Below are 23403 nucleotides of genomic sequence, written 5' to 3'. Positions count from 1 at the left end.
GGCCAGCACAGCCACCTCAATCTACAGCCTTAGTCTTCCAGCAGCTCTTCAGCCTGACCCAGGATGTTTTCCAGGGTGAAACCGAACTCTTCGAACAGCGCCGGCGCCGGCGCCGACTCACCGTAGGTGGTCATGCCGATCACGCGGCCTTCCAGGCCCACGTACTTGTACCAGTAGTCGGCGTGCGCCGCTTCAATAGCGATACGCGCGCTGACCTGCAACGGCAGCACCGATTGCTTGTAGTCCGCGTCCTGGGCTTCGAACAGGCTGGTGCACGGCATGGACACAACGCGCACGTTGCGGCCCTGCTCGGTCAGCTTGTCGTAGGCCTGAACGGTCAGGCCCACTTCGGAACCGGTGGAGATCAGAATCAGCTCCGGCTCGCCGATGCAATCCTTGAGCACGTAGCCGCCACGGCTGATCGCAGCGATCTGTGCGTCGGTACGCACCTGGTGCTGCAGGTTCTGGCGCGAGAAGATCAGCGCCGAAGGGCCGTCCTTGCGCTCGATCGCGTGCTTCCAGGCCACGGCGGATTCGACCGCGTCGGCTGGGCGCCAGCAATCCAGGTTCGGCGTGGTGCGCAGGCTGGTCAATTGCTCGACCGGCTGGTGCGTCGGGCCGTCTTCGCCCAGGCCGATGGAGTCGTGGGTGTACACGTGGATAACGCGCTTCTTCATCAGCGCAGCCATGCGCACGGCGTTGCGGGCGTATTCCATGAACATCAGGAAGGTCGCGCCGTAAGGCACCAGGCCGCCGTGCAGGGACACGCCGTTCATGATGGCGCTCATGCCGAACTCACGCACGCCGTAGTACATGTAGTTGCCGCTGGCGTCTTCAGCCGAGACACCTTTGCAGCCTTTCCACAGGGTCAGGTTGGAACCGGCCAGGTCAGCCGAGCCGCCAAGGATCTCAGGCAGCAGCGGGCCGAAGGCGTTCAAGGTGTTCTGGCTGGCTTTACGGCTGGCGATGGTCTCGCCCTTGGCCGCGACTTCGGCGATGTAGGCCGAGGCTTTTTCCGAGAAGTCGGCAGGCAGGTCACCGGCCAGGCGGCGCACCAGTTCGTTGGCCAGCTCCGGGAATTCGGCGGAGTAGGCGGCAAAACGCTGGTCCCACTCGGCTTCGGCGGCCAGGCCTTTTTCCTTGGCGTTCCACTCGGCGTAGATGTCAGCCGGAATTTCGAACGGGCCGTGGGTCCACTTCAGCGCTTCGCGGGTCAAGGCGATTTCCGCGTCCCCCAGTGGGGCGCCGTGGCAGTCTTCTTTACCTTGCTTGTTCGGCGAACCGAAGCCGATGGTGGTCTTGCAGCAGATCAGGGTTGGCTGCTCGCTCTTGCGCGCGGTGTCGATGGCGGTCTTGATCTCTTCCGGATCGTGGCCGTCGACGTTGCGGATCACCTGCCAGTTGTAGGCTTCGAAACGCTTCGGGGTGTCGTCGGTGAACCAGCCTTCGACTTCGCCATCAATGGAGATGCCGTTGTCATCGTAGAAAGCAATCAGCTTGCCCAGGCCCAGGGTGCCGGCCAGGGAGGCGACTTCGTGGGAAATGCCTTCCATCATGCAGCCATCACCCAGGAACACATAGGTGTGATGGTCGACGATGTTGTGGCCAGGGCGGTTGAATTGCGCGCCGAGGACTTTTTCTGCCAGGGCGAAGCCCACGGCGTTGGCCAGGCCTTGGCCCAGGGGACCGGTGGTGGTCTCGACGCCTGGGGTGTAGCCGAATTCCGGGTGGCCCGGGGTGCGGCTGTGCAGCTGGCGGAAGCTCTTGAGGTCATCGATGGTGACGTCGTAGCCGGTCAGGTGCAGCAGCGAATAGATCAGCATCGAGCCGTGGCCGTTGGACAGCACGAAGCGGTCACGGTCGGCGAACGACGGGTTGCTCGGGTTGTGTTTCAGGTAGTCACGCCAAAGTACCTCGGCGATATCCGCCATGCCCATCGGGGCACCGGGATGGCCGCTGTTGGCTTTTTGCACGGCATCCATGCTGAGGGCACGAATGGCGTTGGCACGCTCACGACGGCTGGGCATCGCTGATCTCCTGGAGTTTGCTTAAAAGAAACGGAAAAAAGGACCGGCATTTTCCCTCAGCCACCGCCTGCGGGCAATGACAGATAGTGACTTGAGGGTGTTTTTCCTGTGGTTTGAGCGGGTTGGCGCGTCTAAAGGTTATAGCGGCTGCTTATAACCACCGATTATCGACCAATATCAAAACTTTTTGATATTGGCCTTGCGGGCGCTTCAACCCGTCACTAGACTGCTGGCCTTATGAACTTACCCATGCCCACCCTGCGTCCCGACGACGACGATGAGCTGGCCGCCTTGTGCAAGGCCGCTGGTGACCCGTTGCGCCTGAACGTATTGCGCGCATTGGCCAACGACTCCTTTGGCGTATTGGAACTGGCGCAGATCTTCGCCATCGGCCAGTCCGGCATGAGCCATCACCTGAAGGTCCTGGCCCAGGCCGACCTGGTGGCCACCCGCCGCGAAGGCAACGCGATTTTTTACCGGCGCGCCTTGCCCCACACCGAACTGCTGGGCGGCAAGCTGCACACCGCCCTGCTTGAAGAAGTCGACAACCTCGACCTGCCCGGCGACGTGCAGTCGCGTATCGGCCAGGTCCATGGGCAACGCGCTGCAGCCAGCCAGGACTTTTTCGCACGGGTTGCCGAGAAGTTTCGCGCCCAGCAGGACCTGATCGCCGGCCTGCCCCAATACCGCGACAGCGTACTGGCGCTGCTCGACAAGCTGAGCTTCAGTAATACAGCCACGGCTGTCGAAGTCGGCCCAGGGGATGGCGGTTTTCTGCCGGAACTGGCACGGCGTTTTCATCAGGTCACCGCGCTGGACAACAGCCCGGCGATGCTCGAACTGGCGCGCCAGCTTTGCGAGCGTGAAGCACTGGGCAACGTCCGCCTGCAGTTGGCGGACGCGCTTAATCACAACAGTCTGCAAGCCGACTGCGTGGTGCTGAATATGGTGCTGCACCATTTCGCCGCCCCCGCCGACGCCCTCAAGCAGATGGCGAAGTTGCTGCAACCCGGCGGTAGCCTGCTGGTCACAGATTTATGCAGCCACAACCAGAATTGGGCCAGGGAGGCCTGCGGTGATCTCTGGTTGGGTTTTGAACAGGACGATCTGGCCCGTTGGGCCACCGCTGCGGGACTCGTTCCCGGGGAAAGCCTCTATGTAGGTTTACGTAATGGTTTCCAGATCCAGGTCCGCCATTTTCAGCGGCCGGCTGGCGACACTCACCATCGGTAAAATCAGGAAAACATCGAGATGAGCGAATACTCCCTTTTCACCTCCGAGTCCGTGTCTGAAGGGCATCCGGACAAAATCGCCGACCAGATCTCTGACGCGGTGCTGGACGCTATCATTGCTGAAGACAAGTTCGCCCGTGTGGCGTGCGAGACTCTGGTGAAAACCGGTGTAGCGATCATCGCCGGCGAAGTCACCACCACGGCCTGGGTCGACCTGGAACAGATCGTCCGTGACGTGATCACCGACATCGGCTACAACAGCTCGGACGTCGGTTTCGACGGCGCGACCTGCGGCGTGATGAACATCATCGGCAAGCAGTCCCCCGACATCAACCAGGGTGTCGACCGCGCCAAGCCTGAAGATCAGGGCGCCGGCGACCAGGGCCTGATGTTCGGCTACGCCAGCAACGAAACCGACGTGCTGATGCCGGCACCGATCACCTTCTCGCACCAGTTGGTGCAGCGCCAGGCCGAAGCCCGCAAAACCGGCCTGCTGCCTTGGCTGCGCCCGGACGCCAAGTCCCAGGTGACCTGCCGTTACGAAGGCGGCAAAGTCGTGGGTATCGACGCCGTTGTACTGTCGACCCAGCACAACCCGGACGTGTCCTACGCCGACCTGCGCGAAGGCGTGATGGAGCTGATCGTCAAGCACGTGCTGCCTGCCGAACTGCTGTCCAAGGACACCCAGTTCCACATCAACCCGACTGGCCAGTTCATCATCGGTGGCCCAGTGGGCGACTGCGGCCTGACCGGTCGCAAGATCATCGTCGACAGCTACGGCGGCATGGCCCGTCACGGCGGTGGCGCGTTCTCGGGTAAAGACCCGTCCAAAGTTGACCGTTCCGCCGCCTACGCCGGTCGCTACGTGGCCAAGAACATCGTCGCGGCCGGCCTGGCCGAGCGTTGCGAGATTCAGGTGTCCTACGCCATTGGTGTAGCCCAGCCTACGTCGATCTCGCTGAATACCTTCGGCACCGGCAAGATCAGCGATGACAAGATCGTCAAGCTGGTGCGCGAGATCTTCGACCTGCGCCCTTACGCCATCACTACCATGCTCGACCTGCTGCACCCGATGTACCAGGAAACCGCAGCCTACGGCCACTTCGGCCGTACCCCTGCGCAGAAGACTGTCGGCGGCGACACCTTCACCACCTTCACCTGGGAAAAGACCGATCGCGCCAACGACCTGCGCACTGCTGCAGGCCTGTAAACGCCCACGGTACACAAGGCCCTGCCGGGTTTTCCCGGCGGGGCTTTTTATTGCCCGGCGATTCGCGGCGGCGCTCACAATTTTTGGATCCAATACTTGCAGGCCAAATAATGGCCCACTAGAATCCGCGCCCTCTCGGGCCCTCTACCTTATTTGGATATTGCCCTGCGCCAGCCCGAGATCGATACGCGCGAAGGCAATCGAACATTGAGGTTTTTCATGCGTTTTTCCACGCTCGCCCCTGCCGCCCTTCTGCTCAGCCTGTTCGCCCTGCCGGCCCAATCCGCCGACCTGAGCGCACTGAGTGGCGCCCTGACCTCCCAACTGGGTGGCGGCAATGCCGGCGACTGCCAAAAGCAAGCCGCGGACCTGCAAATCAAAATCGATGCCGCCGAAGCCCAGAAGGACACGCTGAAAGTGAAGGCCTTCAAAGCCGCACAAGACCAGGTCAACAAAGGCTGTAACAAACTGGCTGACGCCCAAGCCAAAGCCGACGCCAAGCAGCAAACCCAAGAGGCCAAGGCCGATAAGCCTGACGCCGTGAAAGCTCTGGGTGGCCTGTTCAAGTAAATAGAAACACCCAGTAAAAAGCCCCGCAGTGTCGGGGCTTTTTTGCGGGCGAATGAATCCTTTAGGCTGGGCACCCTATTCGGAGCAAGGATGCTCATGATGCGTTTGCTTATTGCCCTGCTGTTCAGCGCCCTGCCACTTTGGGCCTGGGCCGAAGATTGCCCCGACGCAGCCCGAACACAGGTCGACGCCCTGGCAGAGCAGGTGCGCCATTGGGACGACAGCTACCACCGGCTCGGCCAGTCGCCGGTCAGCGATGACCTCTACGACCAGGCCCGCCAGCGTCTTGAGCATTGGCGCAAATGTTTTCCCCATCCCGCTGCGGCGCCTGGCAACCCACTGGCCAGTGCGCGCGGCCCCCTGCCCCACCCAATCGCCCATACCGGCCTGCAAAAACTGCGGGATGAGCCAGCCGTCAGCGCCTGGATCGGCAGCCGCCAGGATGTGTGGATTCAACCCAAGGTCGACGGCGTGGCCGTGACCCTGGTGTATCGCCGAGGCCAGTTGAGCCAAGTCATCAGCCGTGGCGATGGCGTGCTCGGCCAGGATTGGTCAGCCTCTGCGCGCAAGCTACCCGGCATCGTCCAGCAGTTGCCGGAACCTGTCGACCTGGTGCTGCAGGGCGAGCTCTATTGGCGCCTCGACGAGCACGTGCAATCGGCACGCGGCGGGCTCAATGCGCGCGGCAAGGTGGCCGGGCTGATGAACCGCAAACACTTGAGCGAGACGGAAGCGGCGGGGATCGGCTTGTTCGTCTGGGCCTGGCCCGAGGGCCCCGCGTCTTTCACCGAGCGCCTGGCCAGCCTGGCACGCTGGGGCTTCACCGACAGCCAGCGCTACAGCCAGCCGATTCAAGACATCACCCAGGCTGCCCGCTGGCGCACCCATTGGTATAACCATCCGCTGCCGTTCGCCAGCGACGGCGTGGTGCTGCACCAGGCCCAGCGCGCACCCGCGATGCGCTGGCAGGTCAGCACACCCTACTGGGCGGTCGCCTGGAAGTACCCGGCGGCAGAAGCTCTGGCGCTGGTGCGCCACGTGCACTTCAACATCGGGCGTACCGGGCGCATCACTCCAATGCTGGAACTGGAGCCGGTGCGCCTGGACGATCGGCAGATCAGCCGGGTCAGCGTTGGCTCGTTGAAGCGTTGGCAATCGTTGGATATCCGCCCTGGCGACCAGGTGTCCATCAGCCTGGCAGGCCAGGTAATCCCGCATCTGGACCAGGTCATCTTGCGCACCCGTGCAAGAGCAGACCTGCAAGTCCCTAACCCCTTGGACTTCCATGCGATGAGTTGCTGGCAACTGGACCCAGGCTGCGAGGAACAACTGCTCGCACGCCTCACCTGGCTCAGCGGCAAACAAGGGCTGGCCTTGCCGCATATCGGGCGAGAGACTTGGAACGTAATGATCCAGGCCGGTCTAATCGCAGGCTTTCTCGATTGGTTGACCCTGGATGCGGCAGAGCTTGCTAACATTGAAGGCTTCGGCGAGCGCAAGCGTGCGCGTGTGCTCGATAGCCTTCGCAGCGCACGGCAACGACCCTTTGCTCAGTGGCTCAAGGCTCTGGGCATACCGCCTGCGGCGCGTAACGAGCTGGAAGGCGACTGGCAGACGCTGGCCGCCAAAGACACCCAAGCCTGGCTGGCCATCGACGGTATCGGCCCGGGCCGCGCGGCGCAACTCAGCGCTTTTTTTCGCGACCCTTACATAAAGGCCTTGGCTGAAGCACTGCATGTGGCCGGGATAGACGGTTTTTGAACCCGGCCCTAGCACTTTTGAACCGCGGCAGAATTCACCCTGCCATCCGATTGCGACCTTGGAGCTGTTTATGAAATTTCTTGCCCCCTTTGCCTTGCTGACTGTCGCAACCTTCATGGCCACGCCGTTGCTGGCCGCCGAAGACGCCCCGCCACTCACCGGCTGCGCCGCCAAGCGCCAGGCCATCAGCACCCAGATCGACCAGGCCAAGGCCCATGGCAACAGCGCGCAACAGGCCGGCCTGGAAAAAGCCCTCAGCGAAGTCACCGCCAACTGCACCGACGCGGCGTTGAAGAAGGAGCGCGAAAACAAGGTGCTCGACGCCAAGCACGAAGTCAGCCGCCGTCAGGCCGACCTCGACAAGGCGATGAAAAAGGGCGACGCCGACAAGATCAACAAGCGCAAGGACAAGCTCGCCCAGTCGCGCAAAGAACTGCAGGACGCTGTGGAAGAACTTGACCAGTAAGCTCGGTCAGTGGTCGCGAAATTGCTTATGGCAGGCGCTGCAGGCATCTTCGACTTTCTGCACCGCAGGCCCCAGGTTACTGGCTTTGTAAGGCTGGACCTGGCTGGCGACCACCAATTCACCGGTGGCCGTCTCCAGGTTGCGCGCCAGTGCCTGGAAGCGTGCCTGTTGTTGCCAGACATCGTCCTTGGCGCTGGTGTGATCTTCTTCGCGCACACTCGGGAAATGCTTCCACGGCTCATGGGACAGCGCATCCAGCTTGGCCGCGCCTTCAGCGAACTTCGCACCGTCGAACGGGATGCGCCCACGCAGCATGCCACCCAGGTCTTCGCCGGTCTTGAGCATCTGCTTGAAAATCGCCTTGCGCTGGCCCAGCGGGGAATTCGGATCGACACCGCCACAGGCGGACAGGCTCAGACAGGCCAGCAATACAACCGTCAGTTTTTTAAAAGTCATGGTGGCTCGGGGTCACGGGAAACGGCGGCCAGTATCCTCGCCCCGCGCGCAAAGACCAATACCCCTATTAATAATAAGGGTTGCCCGAAAGCATTGAAGTGCGGGCAATCGCTTCAGGAATGATGTGTATGAAAAGCTTAGTTAGACCCTGGAGCCGCCGCCTGGCGTGGGCTCTGCCAATGCTTGCGCTGCTCGCCGGTTGCGACGGTAGCAAAGATGCCGGCAAAGTGTCGTCCCCACCCGAGCCCGCCAAACCCCACGCCGTCGCCACCTATGTGAGTGCGCCGTGGGAAGCCTTGCCGGCCGTGTCCGACAGCGACCTGCTGGCCGGGTTTGAATCCTGGCGCAGCGCCTGCCTGCGCCTCAAGGCCGACCCGGTATGGGGTGCGACCTGTGCGGCGGCCGCCACGGTGCCGGGCAATCCAGTAGCGGTGCGCGGGTTTCTCAAGGAACGCCTGGATGTGTTCGGCCTACGCTCGGCCGACGACACCCCCAACGGCTTGATCACCGGCTACTACGAACCGGTCTACCCCGGCAGCCTGACCAAAACCGCCAAGGCCAATGTGCCGGTGTACGGCGTCCCGGATGACATGATTATCGTCAACCTGGAAAGCATCTACCCCGAACTCAAGGGCAAGCGCCTGCGCGGTCGCCTGGAAGGTCGAGTGCTCAAGCCGTATGACGACGCCAGCACCATCAACGGCAAGGGCTCCACCGCCAAGCCGATTGCCTGGCTGACCAACCCGATGGACCTGCAGTTCCTGCAGATCCAGGGTTCAGGGCGGATTCAACTGGCCGGTGGCCGCCAACTGCGTGTCGGCTATGGGGACCAGAATGGCTACCCTTATCGTCCCATCGGCCGCTGGCTGGTGGAGCAAGGCGAGCTGAAGAAGGAAGACGTGACCATGGGCGCGATCAGCGCCTGGGCCAAGGCCAACCCGCAGCGCATCCCGGAACTGCTGGCGAGCAACCCCAGCTATGTGTTTTTCAGCGCCCGCCCCGACAGCAATGAAGGCCCGCGCGGTTCGCTGAACGTGCCACTGACCGCCGGCTACAGCGTGGCGGTGGACCGCAAGGTGATTCCGCTGGGCAGCCTGTTGTGGCTGTCTACCACCAAGCCGGATGGCTCGCCCATTGCCCGGCCGGTGGCGGCGCAGGACACCGGCGGTGCCATCACCGGTGAAGTGCGGGCGGACTTGTTCTGGGGCACGGGCGATGCGGCCGGTGAATTGGCCGGAAACATGAAACAGCAAGGGCAGATCTGGATGTTATGGCCTAAAGGCGCAGCATTGCCGCACGTGCCGGATGTGCCTACCGGGACCTGACAGACGCCAGAGATCAAATGTAGGAGCGGGCTTGCTCGCTCCCACAGGGGATTTGCGGCAAACGTTAGATCGAGACAAAGAAGAAGCTGGCAATCAACGCCATGCCCACCGCCCACACCAGCGAGCGCAGCATCGCCCAGTCGGCCAGGTAGCAAATGATGTACAGCAGGCGACTGGTGATAAACAACACGGCCAGCACGTTGATGGTCACCAGCGAGGCCGTACCGGCCAGGTGCGCAATAATCACCGCCGCGGCAAATGCCGGGGTCACTTCAAAGCTGTTGAGCTGTGCGCTGTGCGCCCGTTTGGCAAACCCGTCAAGGGTGTCCAGGAAGGCTCGTGGATCGTGGTTCTGCCGCGGCCCGAATTTACCGCCGCTGAACTTGGCGACCCCCGTGCACAGGTAAGGCAGAAAAATTGCGATCAATACACACCAGAAGGCCGCCGTCATCACTGATTCCTTTTGTCGTTTGCTTTTTAGTTTGAAGCAGAAATTAGAGTTTTAGCACTAAAGATACCAAGCCGCACTCACGGCTATGAGCATGCCGCGTGCCGAAAGGTTCTATCGCGCCTTGCAACATCACGCCGTCACTGCGGTCCATCCCTCCACTAACCACCCTCCCCCAACTTCCAAGGACCCCGGATGCTTGAACTTGTCGCCGCCTTCATCTGCCTCACCACCCTGCTCACTTATGTGAATTTCCGTTTTATCGGCCTGCCGCCCACCATCGGCGTGATGGTCACGGCGCTGCTGTTTTCGCTGATCCTGCAAGGCTTGAGCGTGCTCGGTTACCCTGGCCTCGAAGAGCGTATCCAGCAACTGATCGGCCAGATCGACTTCGGCGACTTGCTGATGAACTGGATGCTCTCGTTCCTGCTGTTCGCCGGCGCGTTACACGTCAACCTCAACGACCTGCGCAGCTACCGCTGGCCCATCGGCCTGCTGGCAACCTTTGGCGTGTTGATTGCCACCGTAGTGATCGGCAGCCTGGCGTACTACATCTTTGCCCTGTTTGGCTGGCACGTGAGCTTCCTCTACTGCCTGTTGTTCGGCGCGCTGATTTCGCCCACTGACCCGATTGCGGTACTCGGCGTGCTGCGCACGGCCAACGCTTCCAAACCGCTGAAAACCACGATCGTCGGCGAATCGCTGTTCAACGACGGCACGGCAGTGGTGGTGTTTACCGTGTTGCTGGGCATCGCACAGTTGGGTGAAACGCCCACCGTTGGGGCCACCGCCATGCTGTTCGCCCATGAAGCCATTGGCGGCGTGGTGTTCGGCGCATTGATCGGCTACCTGGTGTACCTGATGATCAAGAGCATCGAGCAGCATCAGATCGAAGTGATGCTGACTTTGGCACTGGTCATCGGCGGCTCGGCGATGGCCACTGAACTGCACGTGTCCGCGCCGATTGCGATGGTGGTGGCCGGGCTGATCATCGGCAACCTGGGGCGCAAGCTGGCGATGAACGACATGACCCGTCGCTACCTGGACGGCTTCTGGGAATTGCTCGATGACATGCTCAACGCCCTGCTGTTCGCGCTGATCGGCATGGAACTGCTGCTGTTGCCGTTCAACTGGCTGCATGTGTTCGCAGCCAGTTTGCTGGCGGTGGCGATATTGCTGTCACGTTTGCTGACCGTGGCCCCGGCGATCCTGTTGCTGCGGCGCTGGCGCAGCGTGCCGCGCGGCACTATCCGCATCCTGACCTGGGGCGGTTTGCGCGGCGGGGTATCGGTCGCCCTGGCCCTGGCCTTGCCGTTGGGCCCGGAGCGTGACCTGTTGCTGAGCATCACCTATATCGTGGTGCTGTCGTCAATCCTTCTGCAGGGCCTGAGCATTGGCAGGCTGGTCAAGCATGTGACCCGCGATGAACCTTTGCCCGCCCGCGAACCGGCTCACTGAGCAGCGACAGTCTGATCGTTGAAAAACAATCTCTGAGCCGCCGCCCGGTCAATGGTGGCTCGGTACACCTTCAACAGTCGCTCGTTATCGCCCCGAGCCGTCCGTAGTTGATGGCCGAAGCTCTCATAAGGCGAGTCATAGGGTTTCAGATGCGCCGACGTGAAACTCAGTGCGTCGGTTTGCCCAGGCGCGTAGTGAAAATGGGCGAACCAAAGTATCTCCGGAGCCTGCGCTGAATCGGCCCTGACCTTCTGGATATAGAAACTGCGAAACAACGGCGGCGTGCCGGAGCCCGGCGACCGATGAGTGCCCGGCACCTCTTTAATCTCGACAACGCCTTCGGCGACCAAGTCCTCTACGCCCATCACATCAGGTGCCCGCGCCAGGATCATGCGCTGTTGAGCCTGACGCGCCACGGCGATCAGGTTATTCGCTTTCTCATTCATTATCTCGACCAGTCTCTCGTGCAACGGGTCGCGACCCAGAGCATGCTCCCGCTCCGCCGTCGTGAGTCGTACATCCTCGAAAAGCGTTTCTGCCATTTGCTCCAGCTCCCCACGGACCGCACGACTGGACAGCCGTGAGTTGGCTTCCAGCGCTGGCAGGCGCAACAGCATATTTTCCGCCTGGCGGATCAGTCGCTGGCTATTGATGTAGTGACGGGTTTGCCATTGGGCGGGCCTGCTCGGTCCAGCAACCGCCAGATGCTGCCAGTCATTTTCCAAGCGGCTTTTCTCAAACGAGGCATACACCAGTCCGGTGTAGGGATCGACAAAGTTTATGTGATCATTGTCCGCCCCCCGACTGCCCACCAACGTTCCAAAGCGGCTGCTCTGAACCATCCTCACCGGCCTGCCGGCCAGGGACTTGCCCAAGGCCGCGCCCGCCTGGCTGCCAGGCTGCCCGTAATACTTCAGCGCGTCCTGAATCAGCTCAACGCGAAGCTTGCGCAGATATTCACGAAGCTCCGCCAATGTGATCAGATCGATAAATTCAGCAGGGATCGTCGCCACCTGCTGCAGGCGCGTATCCAACCATGCAAATTCATCAATCGCTTCATTGAGCACGCGAAGACGAACAGCAGAGGCAAAAGTCGCGTCTTCACACAAACGCCGATAACTGGACAGTCTCAACCGGCAACGCAAGTTGGTGTCGATCAACATATACAGGGCGTCCATACCGGGCGCCCTGGCCCGCTCCCTCAGGCAACGCAGGAACATGGGGCGCAAGCCGGCTTCCTTCCAGGCCAGAGACTTCGCTTGCCCGCTCCACTCAGGCACGTCCAGCACTGCAGTTTGAGTATCGCCCGCGACCACCGCCTGCAACAACGCCTCAAAGCTTTCCAGTTGTTCGCGGCACAGCACGATCGCCCGCATATGCACACCGGCTACCTGATAGAGCAAAAGCCTGTAAGTGGCCGTTGGCTTCGTAAGGGCCACATCCTGCAACGAGAGCGTGTAGACCCGGGCAGGATCGCTCATCGCCTGTTGATAAAGCGTGCGACGGCGCACCGACATCACGCCAATCTGCAAGCGCAGGGCACGCACCTTGCTGGCCAGAAAACGGCTGCGCAACCAGGCATATTCGGCCACTACCTCAACACGCGTGCGCTGCTGCAACAGGTCCAGCAGCACACTGACGCGCTGTCGGTACACGGCGATTTTATGGTTTTCACGATCAAGACCGAGCAGGCGTTTTTCGAAGCCCCCTTCGTTGCCAACCCGCTCGATCTCAGCGTGGTCGGGGAGTTGCGCGGCCCGGAACTCATCATGGAGCGCATCGAAACGCTGCCTCAAGGCGTGCGCGGTGTCCGCCGTCCGCGCCTCGCCGGGCGCCCCGCCGCGCAGGCGCAACGTAAGGTCCAGCGTCCAGCGCCCGCTGGCATCCGACTTGAGCCAAGGCCCCAGACGTCCGCTGGCAGAGACCACCCGCGCCGCGTGTGGCTGAACTTGCACGAGGAACTCATCACCGTCCACTTCGGCATACCAACGGTCCTTGTGCTGATAAAGGCCAGCGCCAACCCCCTCCTTGACTCGGCTTGCGGCGGCCGGACGGGTTACGGCAAACGTCTTGAGGTCGGCAAGCAGAGATGCTGTCAATCGCGCGGAGGACGTGGTCCAGGAATACTCGACAGGCAGTTCGGTGACGGCCTTATCCAGCCCGGCCTCCATGCTCGGCAACTGTACGATTGAACTCTGCGGCACAAGTGCGCTGTCGGGACCGACCTTGGCGCCTGGTGCCTCAGGCGTGGGGGCCCGTCCTTCAGCGTCATCGTCCGGGGGCCTTGCCGCGCTGACGGGGTCGGCGGAGTAATGCATGAGCACCAGCGCCATGTTCAGGAAGAACCCGGCAAGCAGCGGTGCGCGCGCTTGCTGATCGCCAGACCTCAACGCCGCGATCTGCTCATGCACACCCCAGGCCACCAGCAGCCAACCCACTACGGCCAGAGGCCCGGTGACAAACGGCATCACGCTGTTCAACCCCAGGGAGAGCCCTTCCATGCGCCGCGCCCATAGGTTTTCCTGGTTCGATACCGACTGTTCCTGCGCCTGTTCCAGCACTGCCCGGACCTGACTGTCGTAAAGATGCGCGGCGTAATCGTCACTGATTTCATCAGTCCCCAGGGCAGCCGGCAGGCTGGTCAAGGCATCGATCAGCAGGGCCAACCCGTCAATGGAGTTGAAGCGCGGTGCATTGAAGCCCTGCCCCTGGTAAGTGGCGCGTGCGTCAGGCGTCATCCAGGCCAATACTTGCTGTTGCAGAACGCCGGCCTCGGCAATGGCGGCCAGCAACGCCTGATGACTCGCGAATTCTCGCAGCTTGGGCTCACCCATCGGGCTATAGAGCACTACAGGGCCACGGCCAATGTGCTTTGGGCCGAAAACAAACATATTGATGACAATGTCCGCTGTGGCCGTTGCGCTGGCCTTGAACGCCAAAGGCCGCAGCACTATGGCCTCGGCCCCCACGTAGCGTTCGGCGGGCGCGGCCTTTAACACTGCGGCCACCGTGGCATGGCCCAGGCGGCTGAAACCATGCAGCCCACGGCTGTAGAATTCCAGCGCCAGCATCGGCAGTTCCAAACGCAATTGCTGGATAAAATGGCGGCTGCGCCATTGCACCTCGGCCGGGGTGTCTTTGAGTTTAACGGCAGCCAGTTTCGGGTAGTTCTGACCGATATCCACCTGGGTGACCAATGCCTTGATGGCCGCCCCTGTCATCCACGCGGGTGCGCGGCTGCCATCGCGCAACGTGACATTGATGCTATCTCCGGGCAACGCTTGCAAATTCTCCAGGGCAACCCTGAGCAACGTCGTAATGGTTTTTACGGGAAAGCCCCCGGCCGCAGAAGCTCCACGCACAGTATGCACGGTGATGATCACATCTTCAGGGTCGACCCTGCTGGCCTGCGGGTATGCAGCCAGCACCTGCTGGCGTGCGTAGTCCAGCAGTGAGGGCACTCCTTCGTCAAAGGGTTTCCAGGTGGGCAGGCCAAACAGCGAACCCATCGCCTGCAGGTACTGGCTGTAGAGTTGGCACGTCTCACGGCTGGCATTTTGCAGCCATGTGGGCAGGGCCGCATACAATTTGCTTAATTCACTATCGGGGTCCAGGTGCAGCGTGTCGAAGTCTCCGGTCACCAGCCAGTGAATATACGCCAGCATGGGGCCGCCCCAATAAGCCGTGACGCGCCCGCGCTCGAAGCCAACCTGCAGATCGTCCAGCTGCTTGATTAGGAATGTCAGGGCAAGTTGGTCGAACATGTTCGAGCGCGGCTCATACAGTCGCCATTGCATGGCCTGCCCCGGCGCCAGTCCGGTAAGGCGCTTGCGCAGCCCCGCCCCCAGGTCCGCAGGCGAATCGAACACTTCGATACCCCTGCCGAGGCTGAACAGCAGTAGCGCGTCGCCCGCTGTCTGCGGGTTAGCCAGGACCATGCCGCGCAGTAATTCCAGCTTCTGGCTGCCGGATACCCCCCACTGGTCCACGAGGTAGGCGCGAGTCATCGTGGTCCGCAAATTGTTATCGGGGGCGAGCACTACGTCCTCAATCATTTGGCGCTGCACGGTCGTCATGTAGGTGTGATCGGCAAGGCGCTTGAGGCCGTCTTTAAGCAGGCCGGAGAGCAGTTCGAAACGGTTGCTGGCGGTTTCCGTCAATGCGATCCAATCATCAATCAATGCTTGGCGGCACGTCTGCAACAGTTGTGCACCTCGTTCATTGACCGCTGTTTGCGCGTCGAGCAGCTTGATCCCCGACGGTTTGATCGGCCCGGCATCTGGCTGCTCCGTCAGGAGCTGGCCTTGGGTGTAATCAACCCAGGCATCTTCGACGAAGCGTTTGATCAGTTGATCCACCAAGCTTGAACGATCGCTGACGCCCTGCACCACGTTCTGGTCAACGCAGTGATAGCGCGGTGTCAGCAATACCGGCGTAGCGTCGGTTACCACCGCTTCCGGAAACTGTGCGCGCAAGGCTCGCTGCAAATCCCGTGCGGCAATCACCGGGAGGGCGGTTCGCGAAGAGAATAGTGTCTGGATATCCACCGCGGTACGCCGCAGTGAAGCGAGGCCGCCGAGGGAAGAAAGCTGGGATGTCATGAACACGTCCTTGTTAAGACGCGGCCCTGTACGCGGGAAGTGCTGCAGCGCCAGTCAGCTCGCCCCCACAGCCTGGGGGCGAGCCGGTCGGCAAGGGCGGCAAAGGAATACCACCCTCGTCAATGAGCCTAGGGCTTCTTGTCAATCGAATGCGGGTGGCGCGGGTCGGCGGGCTTGCCCGGCAAACTGCTTTCACTGCGAATCTGCGCGTGGCTGATCAGGGCGAAGATAAAACTGCCGCCGATGATATTGCCTGCCAGGGTCGGGCCGGCGAATACCAGCCAGAAGTCCTTCCACGGCAGTTCGCCGGCAAACACCAGGTACGAGACTTCCGCCGAGCCGACCACGATGTGGGTGAAATCTCCCAGCGCCATCAGGTAAGTGATCAGGATGATGATGAACATCTTCGCGCTTTCCATGGACGGGATCATCCACACCATGGTCGCGATCATCCAGCCGGAAATAATGCCCTTGGCAAACATCTGACCGGGGTCGTTTTCCATGACCTTGCGACCGATTTCGAGGAAGGCCATGTCGGTCTTCGTATCAAAGATCGGCAGGTGCAGCATCACGTAGGCCACCAGCAACGTACCGCACAGGTTGCCCACCAGCACCACCGACCAAAGGCGCAACAGGCGCCCGGCATTGGCCAGGGTCGGCTTGCTCATCACCGGCAGCACGGCGGTCAGGGTGTTTTCCGTGAACAGTTGCTGGCGCGCCAGGATGACCGCGAGAAAGCCTGCGCAGTAGCCGAAGCTGGCGATGACCTTGAAGCCCTCGCCGTCCGGCAGGCGTGAGTTGAGCAGGCCCATGCCCATCAGTGACAGGCCCATGGTCAGGCCGGCAGCCAGCGCCGACCACCACAAGGCCGCCACGTTGCGTTCCAATTCCTGGTCGCCCTGGGTACGGATGATTTCATGCAGCACCGCCGCGCGGGGCGGCTGGTTTTTGTCGACGTCGTGTTGCTCTTCTTGCGACAGGTTGGGGGTCTTGCCGTCTTCTTGCGTGGCCATGGGCGTACCTGAACGGGGGGTGTTGTTCAGGTACGACCTGTCGCCCATCAAGAGCGTTCACTGGCCCGCTGCAGGATTATTCGCGGATGCCGTCTTCCTGGAACTGATCTTTCACGTACTTGATCTCGGTACGCCCGTGCGGCGCCGGCAGGCCGTCTTCGCCGAGGTTGACAAAGACCATTTTTTCCACGGTCAGGATGCTTTTGCGGGTGATCTTGTTGCGCACTTCACAGGTCAGGGTGATCGAGGTGCGGCCGAACTCGGTGGCGGTGATGCCCAACTCGATGATGTCGCCCTGGCGCGAGGCGCTGACGAAGTTGATTTCGGAGATGTACTTGGTCACTACGCGCTGGTTGCCCAGCTGGACGATCGCGTAGATCGCCGCTTCTTCGTCGATCCAGCGCAGCAGGCTGCCACCGAACAGGGTGCCGTTGGGGTTGAGGTCTTCGGGTTTTACCCATTTGCGGGTGTGGAAGTTCATGGTCACTCCAAAGCGTCTTGCGAAATGATGGGCAACATCATGGCAGAGCACGGGCCCAAGCTCTATGCGCCATTGCCTATCAAGCCCATGAGCGATCTTCATATGGCCGACAGAAAGGCTTGGGAAGTCGGGCGCACACAGCTATAATCGCCACCGCTTCAAAACGGTCATCTTCAGTTGATACCGTTCTCCCGCCACCTGTCCGAGGGGCGCTGCAGCAGGTTCAACCTGTCAGGCTCGGATGGGGCGTTGTCTGGCCTGCTTACCCGGTCGGATACTAAACGCACAACGGCGCCCATTCGCACACTACGAATGGAGGCTCTTCATGAGCGCTGTAATTACGCCTGCAGATTTCACCGACTACAAAGTCGCCGACATGTCCCTCGCCGCCTGGGGCCGTCGCGAAACCTTTATCGCCGAATCCGAAATGCCAGCCCTGATGGGTCTGCGCCGCAAGTACGCCGCTGAGCAGCCGCTCAAAGGCGCGAAGATCCTCGGCTGCATCCACATGACCATCCAGACTGCCGTGCTGATCGAAACCCTGGTTGCCCTGGGTGCCGAAGTGCGTTGGTCGTCCTGCAACATTTTCTCGACTCAAGACCAGGCCGCCGCCGCTATCGCTGCTGCCGGCATCGCCGTGTACGCCTGGAAAGGCGAGACCGAAGAAGAGTACGAGTGGTGCCTGGAGCAAACCATCCTCAAAGATGGCAAGCCATGGGACGCCAACATGATCCTCGACGACGGCGGCGACCTGACCGAGCTGTTGCACAAGAAATACCCGCAAATCCTCGACCGCGTCCACGGCGTGACCGAAGAAACCACCACCGGCGTACACCGCCTGCTGGACATGCTGGCCAAGGGCGAGCTGAAAATCCCGGCCATCAACGTCAACGACTCGGTGACCAAGAGCAAGAACGACAACAAGTACGGCTGCCGTCACAGCCTGAACGATGCCATCAAGCGCGGCACCGACCACCTGCTGTCGGGCAAGCAAGCCCTGGTGATCGGCTACGGTGACGTGGGCAAGGGTTCGTCCCAGTCGCTGCGTCAGGAAGGCATGATCGTTAAAGTCTCCGAAGTTGACCCGATCTGCGCCATGCAAGCCTGCATGGACGGTTTCGAAGTGGTTTCGCCGTTCATCGACGGCCACAACGACGGCACCGAAGCGAGCATCGACAAGGCCCTGCTGGGCAAGATCGACCTGATCGTGACCACCACCGGTAACGTGAACGTGTGCGATGCAAACATGCTCAAGGCCCTGAAAAAGCGCGCCGTGGTGTGCAACATCGGCCACTTCGACAACGAAATCGACACCGCTTTCATGCGCAAGAACTGGGCATGGGAAGAAGTGAAGCCACAGGTACACAAGGTTCACCGTACCGGCGCGGGTGATTTCGACCCGCAGAACGACGACTACCTGATCCTGCTGGCCGAAGGCCGTCTGGTCAACCTGGGCAACGCCACTGGCCACCCAAGCCGTATCATGGATGGCTCGTTCGCCAACCAGGTACTGGCTCAGATCTTCCTGTTCGGCCAGAAATACGCCGACCTGTCGCCTGCCCAGAAAGCCGAGCGCCTGACCGTGGAAGTATTGCCGAAGAAACTCGACGAAGAAGTGGCCCTGGAAATGGTCCGCGGCTTCGGCGGCGTTGTGACTCAACTGACCAAGACCCAGGCCGACTACATCGGCGTGACCGTCGAAGGTCCGTTCAAGCCGCACGCTTACCGCTACTAAGCAGCCCTGTAGGCGCCAGCTTTGTGTGGGAGCTGGCTTGCCTGCGATAGCATCACTGCGATATGCCTGGCATACCGCAGTGTCTGCATCGCGGGCAAGCCCGGCTCCCACATAAGCTTGGTGCCCACATTGACTGTGTATGCCTTCAGGTATTCTGAGTTTCCATAGGTATTACCATGTCCCAAGACCGTCGCTACAGCTTCGAGTTCTTCCCGACCAAGACCGATGCTGGGCATGAAAAACTGATGGCGACTGCCAAGCAGTTGGCCAGCTACAACCCCGACTTTTTTTCCTGCACCTACGGCGCCGGCGGCTCAACCCGTGACCGCACGATCAACACCGTGCTGCAGCTGGAAAGCGAAGTCAAAATTCCCGCCGCTCCGCACTTGTCGTGCGTGGGCGACAGCAAAGCCGACCTGCGCGGCCTGCTGACCCAATACAAGAGAGCCGGTATCAAGCGCATCGTCGCCCTGCGTGGCGACCTGCCGTCCGGCATGGGCATGGCCAGCGGTGAGCTGCGCTACGCCAATGACCTGGTGAGTTTCATCCGTGAAGAAAGCGGCGATCACTTCCATATCGAAGTGGCGGCTTACCCGGAAATGCACCCCCAGGCGCGCAATTTCGAAGACGATTTGCAGAATTTCGTGCGCAAGGCCAACGCCGGCGCCAACAGCGCGATCACCCAGTACTTCTTCAACGCCGACAGCTACTTCTACTTTGTCGAGCGTGTACGGGCCATGGGTGTGGACATCCCGATCGTGCCGGGCATCATGCCGATCACCAACTACAGCAAGCTGGCGCGCTTTTCCGACGCCTGTGGTGCTGAAATCCCACGCTGGGTGCGCAAGCAGCTGGAAGCCTATGGCGATGACGTGAAGAGCATCCAGGCGTTCGGCGAGCAGGTCATCAGCAAAATGTGTGAAGAATTGTTGCAAGGTGGCGCACCCGGGTTGCACTTCTATACCCTGAACCAGGCTGAGCCGAGCCTCGCTATCTGGAACAACCTCAAGCTGCCGCGCTGAGGTCTGTTCGAGCAGCGCCCAGGCCCTCGTTTATACGGGGGCTTTTTTTGTTCACATATCCCGGAAATGGAAGCCAGCAGTAAATGATTTCAGCGTCCCCGACTCCCCGCCCGCAACTGGTTTACCTGGTATTCGGCGCCGAGACCTACCACCAGGAGGCGGTATTCAGCATCGCCAGTGCCCTGGCCCACCTGGGCGGCACCCAGGACCTGCCGCTGGACATCCAGGTGTACAGCGACAACCCGGCGCCCTACGCCGGCCTGCCGGTGCAAGTGCACATGCTGGACGCCGCCACGCGCAAGCAATGGAGCGAACCCCACGGCTACCATTTCCGCACCAAACACGTGCTGTTGCGCCAAGTGCTGCAAACCTCGGAACGCGCGCTGCTGATCGACACCGATACGTTCTTCCACGACTCGCCCATGGCACTGTTCGAACGCGTCACGCCCGGCACGGTGCTGTGCAACGCCTTCCACGCCAAGTACGGCGATAACCGCGAAAGCGTGCTCTATAAAACCCTGGCCAAATACCTGGCGGAAAAAGGCCTGGCCGATGACCCTATGTGGCTGCTCAACTCCGGGGTCATGGGCTTCGCCCGGCAAGATGCGCACCTGCTGGACCGCTCCATCGGGTTGATGGACGAACTGTTCCCGATGGCCCGTGGCGCCTACACCCTGGAGGAGTTCTGCCTGTCAGTCGTGGCGTACCGTAACGTCAACGTGCGTCAGTGCCCCGACCTGATCCACCATTACTGGAGCCGCAAGCAGCTGTTCCGGGCAAAGGTCAAGGCGTGGATCACCAAGCACGCAGCCGACCCCACCAGCGCCCTGGCCCTGGCCGACACGCGTAAGGTTTCCGCGCACCTGCCACGCCCGCCGCGTCTGCAACGCCTGATGTACAAACTGATCACCCTGGCCCTGCCCAAGCGCAAGCAGCAGTTCATCCGCGAGATCCTGTACGGTTGCTACGAGCACGAAAACGAATTCGACCAGGCATGTGGCCCGGTTTGGTGGGACAAAGCCAAGCAGAATCAGGAAGAGCGCCAGAAATGCCCGGTGGATGCACACCAACTCGAGCACTGGTTCGCCAACCCCATGGTGCGCCTGATTCTCGGCGAGCGACGCGCGGCCATCTACGAACACTTGATGACCTCGAACGCAAAGTAGCGTCACGCGCGGATGCTTGCGCCAGAGCTTCTCTTTAAAGCAGGAGCGTCGTAACCTCAGGGCATGCCCGTCATCTTCAAGCTGTTGACCGCTGCCCTTTTCACTTGCCTGAGCCTGGCCGCTTATGGCGAGAAACTACGCATTGTCACCGAGCCCTGGGCGCCCTATGTGTATGAGGAACGCGGCGCCATGCAGGGGCTGGACTATGAAACCACGGTGATCGTATTCCAGCGCCTGGGGGTCGAAGTGCAATGGCAGTTTTTGCCCTGGAAGCGCTGCCTGGCGATGCTCGACCAAGGTCAGGCCGACGGCGCGCTGGATATTTTCCACAGCCACGAGCGCGACGCCTTGCTGCTCTATCCCAGCGAACCGCTGTCGGAAGTGGAATTCACCCTGTTTTACGCCAACGCACGTCCGCACCCGGCCGACAGTCTCGACGACCTGCGCGGCCTGACCGTCGGCACCTCGCCGGGCTACCTGTACGGCGAGCCCTTCAGCGACTCAACCCAGTTCAACCGCGAAGCGGCGCCCAGCCATGAGGCCAACTTCGGCAAATTGATGCTGGGGCGCATCGATCTGGTCATCACCGACCGCCGAGTGGGCCAGCATGTCATCAAGGAAATGGGCCTGGAAGGCAAAGTCAGCCAGGCATCGGTGGTGGTCAGCCGACAGCCGCAGTTCCTCGCGGTGCGCCGTGGCGCCGGCATGGACTTGCTGGTGCAGCGCTTTGCCGCCGAGCTCAAACGCTTCAAACAAGAGCCCGCGTACGCCGCCTTGAATGCCAAATACGGTGGAATCCAGGCCATTACGGCCGCAGAAGGCACCGTTGAGCAGCAGGAAAGCAGCGCGCAGTGATTGCTCTGTTATACTCCGGCCTTTCCGCCAGGCTCACGCCCGGCCGCTGAGGTCTTGAAAAAGGCACCCAACCCCGCTACTGCGCAGCTTTCAGCCCGCGCGAGCCGGTGGAGTGCCCGCCAGACGCAGCAGGACCGGACGGGGTTGCGCTCCCCTAAGCGCCATTCACGCCCGGCAAGATTATCCCTTTGGGCCAAGCCCTAACTAAAACAGGATTACTCATGTCCTTTGCTTCCCTCGGTCTCTCCGAGGCTTTAGTCCGCGCCATCGAGGCAGCGGGCTATACCGAGCCTACTCCGGTGCAACAGCGGGCCATTCCCGCCGTGTTGCAAGGTCGCGACCTGATGGTTGCGGCTCAGACAGGTACTGGTAAAACCGGTGGTTTCGCCCTCCCGATTCTGGAGCGGTTGTTCCCCAACGGTCACCCGGACAAATCCCAGCGTCACGGCCCGCGCCAACCGCGCGTATTGGTCCTGACCCCTACCCGCGAACTCGCCGCCCAGGTGCACGACAGCTTCAAGCTGTATGCCCGCGACTTGAAGTTCATCAGCGCCTGCATCTTCGGCGGCGTCGGCATGAACCCACAGGTTCAGGCCATGTCCCGCGGTGTTGACGTGCTCGTTGCCTGCCCGGGTCGCTTGCTCGACCTCTGCGGCCAAGGCAGCGTCGACTTGTCCCACGTGGAAATCCTCGTGCTCGACGAAGCCGACCGCATGCTCGACATGGGCTTTGTCCATGACGTGAAAAAAGTCCTCGCGCGCCTGCCGGCCAAACGTCAGAACCTGCTGTTCTCGGCGACGTTTTCCAACGACATCACCGCGTTGGCGGGCAAGTTGTTGCACAACCCCGAGCGCATCGAAGTCACGCCGCCGAACACCACGGTCGAGCGTATCGAGCAGCGGGTATTCCGTCTGCCCGCCAGCCACAAGCGTGCACTGCTGGCGCACCTGATTACCGCCGGCGCCTGGGAACAGGTGCTGGTATTTACCCGCACCAAGCACGGCGCCAACCGCCTGGCCGAGTACCTGGACAAGCACGGCCTCACCGCCGTTGCCATCCACGGCAACAAGAGCCAGAACGCACGCACCAAAGCCCTGGCCGACTTCAAGGCCGGTGAAGTGCGCATCCTGGTTGCTACCGATATCGCCGCGCGCGGCCTGGATATCGACCAGCTGCCACACGTGGTCAACTTCGAGCTGCCAAACGTCGACGAAGACTACGTGCACCGTATCGGCCGTACGGGCCGTGCCGGTCGTTCGGGCGAGGCCATTTCCCTGGTCGCACCGGATGAAGAAAAACTGCTGAAAAGCATCGAACGCATGACCAAGCAGAAAATCGCCGATGGCGACCTGATGGGCTTCGATGCCAGCACCGTAGAGGCCGAGAAGCCAGAAGCGCGTGAACGCCCTGACGTGCGCAACCCACGCAACCCACGCGGTCCGAAGGGCGATGGCCCGAACGGCGGCGGTGGTGGCGGTGGTCGTCGCGACAAGGGCAAAGACAAGGGCGGCAAGGAAAAAGCGCCAACCAACGGCCGCGGCGAACGCCCAGCCCGCGAGCAAAAGCCCCGTGAAGGC

At 61.4% G+C, this 23403-nt stretch carries 18 protein-coding genes and 1 riboswitch; of the genes, 12 read left to right on the top strand and 6 right to left on the bottom strand.

Going from position 1 to position 23403, the window contains the following annotated elements:
• Nucleotides 1–29 precede the first annotated feature (29 nt).
• The gene (tkt, locus tag WBR57_RS04695) at nt 30–2027 is read right to left on the bottom strand and encodes a transketolase (RefSeq protein ID WP_424082582.1); all 1998 of its coding nucleotides are present in this window, start codon (nt 2025–2027) and stop codon (nt 30–32) included.
• Nucleotides 2028–2264: 237 nt separating this feature from the next.
• On the opposite strand from tkt, the gene WBR57_RS04690 reads away from it, so the two are divergent.
• From WBR57_RS04690 to WBR57_RS04670, 5 genes are all read left to right on the top strand, one after another.
• Entirely contained in the window at nt 2265–3260 is a 996-nt protein-coding gene (locus WBR57_RS04690; protein WP_424082580.1) for an ArsR/SmtB family transcription factor, read from the top strand.
• 18 nt (nt 3261–3278) lie between these two features.
• The gene (metK, locus tag WBR57_RS04685; protein WP_424082578.1) at nt 3279–4469 is read left to right on the top strand and encodes a methionine adenosyltransferase; all 1191 of its coding nucleotides are present in this window, start codon (nt 3279–3281) and stop codon (nt 4467–4469) included.
• Nucleotides 4470–4688: 219 nt separating this feature from the next.
• Nucleotides 4689–5039, top strand: coding sequence for a hypothetical protein (locus WBR57_RS04680; RefSeq protein WP_424082576.1), 351 nt, complete (start codon nt 4689–4691; stop codon nt 5037–5039).
• A gap of 96 nt (nt 5040–5135) precedes the next feature.
• Entirely contained in the window at nt 5136–6800 is a 1665-nt protein-coding gene (gene ligB / locus WBR57_RS04675) for an NAD-dependent DNA ligase LigB (protein ID WP_424082574.1), read from the top strand.
• A 70-nt stretch (nt 6801–6870) separates the two neighbouring features.
• Nucleotides 6871–7266, top strand: a complete 396-nt coding sequence (locus WBR57_RS04670; protein ID WP_424082572.1) for a DUF1090 domain-containing protein — start codon at nt 6871–6873, stop codon at nt 7264–7266.
• A gap of 6 nt (nt 7267–7272) precedes the next feature.
• On the opposite strand, the gene WBR57_RS04665 is transcribed toward WBR57_RS04670, so the two are convergent.
• On the bottom strand, nt 7273–7722 hold the full coding sequence (locus tag WBR57_RS04665; protein ID WP_424082570.1) for a c-type cytochrome: 450 nt from the start codon (nt 7720–7722) through the stop codon (nt 7273–7275).
• A gap of 128 nt (nt 7723–7850) precedes the next feature.
• Here WBR57_RS04665 and WBR57_RS04660 point away from each other — a divergent pair, with 128 nt between their 5' ends.
• Nucleotides 7851–9047: a murein transglycosylase A gene (locus WBR57_RS04660; protein WP_424082568.1), complete on the top strand. Its 1197-nt coding sequence runs from the start codon at nt 7851–7853 to the stop codon at nt 9045–9047.
• 64 nt (nt 9048–9111) lie between these two features.
• Here WBR57_RS04660 and WBR57_RS04655 read toward each other — a convergent pair whose 3' ends face one another.
• Nucleotides 9112–9498 carry an MAPEG family protein gene (locus WBR57_RS04655; RefSeq protein WP_424082566.1) on the bottom strand — a complete coding sequence of 129 codons (387 nt, stop codon included), beginning with the start codon at nt 9496–9498 and terminating at the stop codon, nt 9112–9114.
• 192 nt (nt 9499–9690) lie between these two features.
• Between WBR57_RS04655 and WBR57_RS04650 the strand changes: the two genes are divergently transcribed.
• Nucleotides 9691–10953: a cation:proton antiporter gene (locus WBR57_RS04650; protein WP_424082564.1), complete on the top strand. Its 1263-nt coding sequence runs from the start codon at nt 9691–9693 to the stop codon at nt 10951–10953.
• On the opposite strand, the gene WBR57_RS04645 is transcribed toward WBR57_RS04650, so the two are convergent.
• The 3 genes from WBR57_RS04645 to WBR57_RS04635 form a co-directional block, all read right to left on the bottom strand.
• Nucleotides 10947–15554, bottom strand: coding sequence for a dermonecrotic toxin domain-containing protein (locus WBR57_RS04645; RefSeq protein WP_424082562.1), 4608 nt, complete (start codon nt 15552–15554; stop codon nt 10947–10949). The genes WBR57_RS04650 and WBR57_RS04645 overlap by 7 nt on opposite strands.
• Nucleotides 15555–15682: 128 nt before the next feature.
• Nucleotides 15683–16567, bottom strand: a complete 885-nt coding sequence (locus tag WBR57_RS04640) for a formate/nitrite transporter family protein (protein WP_424082560.1) — start codon at nt 16565–16567, stop codon at nt 15683–15685.
• A 76-nt stretch (nt 16568–16643) separates the two neighbouring features.
• A complete protein-coding gene (locus WBR57_RS04635) occupies nt 16644–17048 on the bottom strand; it encodes an acyl-CoA thioesterase (protein ID WP_065925501.1) in 405 nt (134 codons plus the stop codon).
• Between the two features lie 198 nt (nt 17049–17246).
• A riboswitch (S-adenosyl-L-homocysteine riboswitch) is annotated at nt 17247–17352 on the top strand.
• Nucleotides 17353–17373: 21 nt separating this feature from the next.
• Between WBR57_RS04635 and ahcY the strand changes: the two genes are divergently transcribed.
• From ahcY to WBR57_RS04610, 5 genes are all read left to right on the top strand, one after another.
• On the top strand, nt 17374–18783 hold the full coding sequence (gene ahcY, locus WBR57_RS04630) for an adenosylhomocysteinase (RefSeq protein WP_424082558.1): 1410 nt from the start codon (nt 17374–17376) through the stop codon (nt 18781–18783).
• A 176-nt stretch (nt 18784–18959) separates the two neighbouring features.
• Nucleotides 18960–19805, top strand: coding sequence for a methylenetetrahydrofolate reductase [NAD(P)H] (metF, locus tag WBR57_RS04625; protein ID WP_424082556.1), 846 nt, complete (start codon nt 18960–18962; stop codon nt 19803–19805).
• An 83-nt stretch (nt 19806–19888) separates the two neighbouring features.
• A complete protein-coding gene (locus WBR57_RS04620) occupies nt 19889–20971 on the top strand; it encodes a hypothetical protein (protein ID WP_424082554.1) in 1083 nt (360 codons plus the stop codon).
• A gap of 63 nt (nt 20972–21034) precedes the next feature.
• A complete protein-coding gene (locus WBR57_RS04615; protein WP_424082552.1) occupies nt 21035–21826 on the top strand; it encodes a substrate-binding periplasmic protein in 792 nt (263 codons plus the stop codon).
• A gap of 221 nt (nt 21827–22047) precedes the next feature.
• Nucleotides 22048–23403, top strand: a 1356-nt coding sequence (locus WBR57_RS04610; protein ID WP_424082550.1) for a DEAD/DEAH box helicase, incomplete at its 3' end; no start/stop codon positions are given.

Source organism: Pseudomonas sp. (genome assembly GCF_049590575.1).
Lineage (GTDB): Bacteria > Pseudomonadota > Gammaproteobacteria > Pseudomonadales > Pseudomonadaceae > Aquipseudomonas.
Note: the sequence above shows the minus strand (reverse complement) of the source record. Positions and strands in the feature narration are given on the sequence as shown.

Coding starts and splice junctions, on each gene's coding strand:
- ligB (WP_424082574.1), top strand. CDS start 5,136: ATGATGCGTTTGCTTATTGCCCTGCTGTTCAGCGCCCTGCCACTTTGG.
- WBR57_RS04665 (WP_424082570.1), bottom strand. CDS start 7,722: ATGACTTTTAAAAAACTGACGGTTGTATTGCTGGCCTGTCTGAGCCTG.
- WBR57_RS04615 (WP_424082552.1), top strand. CDS start 21,035: ATGCCCGTCATCTTCAAGCTGTTGACCGCTGCCCTTTTCACTTGCCTG.
- WBR57_RS04645 (WP_424082562.1), bottom strand. CDS start 15,554: ATGACATCCCAGCTTTCTTCCCTCGGCGGCCTCGCTTCACTGCGGCGT.
- WBR57_RS04660 (WP_424082568.1), top strand. CDS start 7,851: ATGAAAAGCTTAGTTAGACCCTGGAGCCGCCGCCTGGCGTGGGCTCTG.
- ahcY (WP_424082558.1), top strand. CDS start 17,374: ATGAGCGCTGTAATTACGCCTGCAGATTTCACCGACTACAAAGTCGCC.
- WBR57_RS04690 (WP_424082580.1), top strand. CDS start 2,265: ATGAACTTACCCATGCCCACCCTGCGTCCCGACGACGACGATGAGCTG.
- WBR57_RS04635 (WP_065925501.1), bottom strand. CDS start 17,048: ATGAACTTCCACACCCGCAAATGGGTAAAACCCGAAGACCTCAACCCC.
- WBR57_RS04680 (WP_424082576.1), top strand. CDS start 4,689: ATGCGTTTTTCCACGCTCGCCCCTGCCGCCCTTCTGCTCAGCCTGTTC.
- metF (WP_424082556.1), top strand. CDS start 18,960: ATGTCCCAAGACCGTCGCTACAGCTTCGAGTTCTTCCCGACCAAGACC.
- tkt (WP_424082582.1), bottom strand. CDS start 2,027: ATGCCCAGCCGTCGTGAGCGTGCCAACGCCATTCGTGCCCTCAGCATG.
- WBR57_RS04655 (WP_424082566.1), bottom strand. CDS start 9,498: ATGACGGCGGCCTTCTGGTGTGTATTGATCGCAATTTTTCTGCCTTAC.
- WBR57_RS04620 (WP_424082554.1), top strand. CDS start 19,889: ATGATTTCAGCGTCCCCGACTCCCCGCCCGCAACTGGTTTACCTGGTA.
- metK (WP_424082578.1), top strand. CDS start 3,279: ATGAGCGAATACTCCCTTTTCACCTCCGAGTCCGTGTCTGAAGGGCAT.
- WBR57_RS04640 (WP_424082560.1), bottom strand. CDS start 16,567: ATGGCCACGCAAGAAGACGGCAAGACCCCCAACCTGTCGCAAGAAGAG.
- WBR57_RS04650 (WP_424082564.1), top strand. CDS start 9,691: ATGCTTGAACTTGTCGCCGCCTTCATCTGCCTCACCACCCTGCTCACT.
- WBR57_RS04670 (WP_424082572.1), top strand. CDS start 6,871: ATGAAATTTCTTGCCCCCTTTGCCTTGCTGACTGTCGCAACCTTCATG.